Origin of the sequence: Sphingomonas olei (genome assembly GCF_045369765.1) — a bacterium.
GTDB lineage: Bacteria > Pseudomonadota > Alphaproteobacteria > Sphingomonadales > Sphingomonadaceae > Sphingomonas > Sphingomonas panaciterrae.
The window spans coordinates 1-1,450 of the sequence record NZ_JBIQEU010000065.1 but is presented as its reverse complement, the minus strand read 5'-3'; the positions used below and the strand labels follow the sequence as shown (position 1 = coordinate 1,450).

The 1,450-nt window shown below is 62.6% G+C and carries 2 protein-coding genes; both read right to left on the bottom strand.

What is annotated here, in order from left to right; translation table 11 throughout:
- Nucleotides 1–639, bottom strand: a 639-nt coding sequence (locus ACH0BU_RS18040; RefSeq protein ID WP_500264477.1) for an AAA family ATPase, incomplete at its 3' end; no start/stop codon positions are given.
- A 373-nt stretch (nt 640–1,012) separates the two neighbouring features.
- On the bottom strand, nt 1,013–1,450 hold a 438-nt coding region (locus ACH0BU_RS18035; RefSeq protein ID WP_500264476.1), incomplete at its 5' end, for an integrase core domain-containing protein.

Here is a 1,450-nt window from a genome sequence, read left to right as displayed (position 1 = left end):
ATGCGTTCGCCGCGCGAGCATCGCGCACTGGTTTCTGCAACCGCTTAAATCCGTCCGGCGAAACGGGGGCCAGATCACGACCGGCTCATGCTCGATGACACCAAGCCCGTAAGGCCATGCTGCACGATAGACGCTGCGCTCGCGCAGCACCGCGCGTGCGACTTTCAGCCCCGAGGCCTCAACCAAGGTCCGGGCATCTTCCAACAGCGCCGTAGCGGTTGGGGGAGCGGCATTGAGCACGACATAGCCGCTCTTGCCGGTGCTGCTGATGAGCTGGGCGGTGCGTTTGATCGCGTCCAGATCGATAAGGGAAGGGCGGCACGGAATCAGGACAAGATCGGCGCGCTGCGCGGCGGCAACAGCTTCAGCGCCAGCGGCGGGTGGTGTGTCGATGATGGTTAGCGCAAAGCCATTCGCCTCGGCGGCATCGATCGCCTGATCCAGCCGCCTGGCGCTGATCGGCTCGACATGCGGCAGTTCGGCCTCACGACGCTCGCTCCATGCTGTGGCGCTCTCCTGGGGGTCGAGATCGAACAGCGCGGTCTTGATGCCGATGGATTGGGCCGCCACCGCCAGATTGACGGCAAGCGTGGTTTTACCCACGCCACCTTTTTGAGCTGCCAATGTGATAACCTGCACGTGTGCACACCTTCAAGGTTGTTGGTGTGACAATATGCAGGTTAGCAAAATGGCACAACCCCGCTGGGTAGCCCCTCCTCATTCGCAAATGTCCTGACTTCCTGCCGTCGCGGATGTCCCCAGCTTTTGCGACACGGAATGTGGAGTGGGTGGCTAGACGACGGATCGGCGGTAAGGCCTCTATGGCGGCGACGTTGAAGCTACCGCTTCACAGACTCGAGCCTATCTTGGCGGATAGATGGGAGGACCGGGGTAAGCCCCACCGCCCCCACCACCGGGAATGCAAGAATATGGATCCCGTGCACATTGTGCACGTTGTAGCTCCGCCACTAGCGCTTGTGAGCAGCCCCCATCGGGTGGTCCGGATTGTTAGTTAGTGCATTGTCGTCTCCGCCGCCATTGCCGGTCGGAGGTGGAGCGAAGCGGAGCCGGAGACCGGCAATGGCGGTGTCGCCGCTTCCGGAGCCGGTGGTCGGTAGCCGAGGCTGCTGTGCGGCCGGACGGTGTTGTAGTGGCGCCGCCAAGCCTCGATCAGGACCTTGGCCTCGGCGAGGCTGTAGAAGATTTCGCCATTTAGGAGCTCGTCTCGCAGGGAGCCGTTGAAGCTCTCGTTGTAGCCGTTCTCCCATGGTGAGCCCGGTGCGATGTAGAGCGTCTTCACGCCGATCTGCCCGAGCCAGGCCTGGACGGCGGTAGCGATGAACTCGCTGCCATTATCGGACCTGATATGCGCTGGCGGACCCCGCTCGATGAACAGCTCGGCAAGTGCCGCAAGCACATCCTCGTGGCGGAGCCGACGTGCCACAACCAG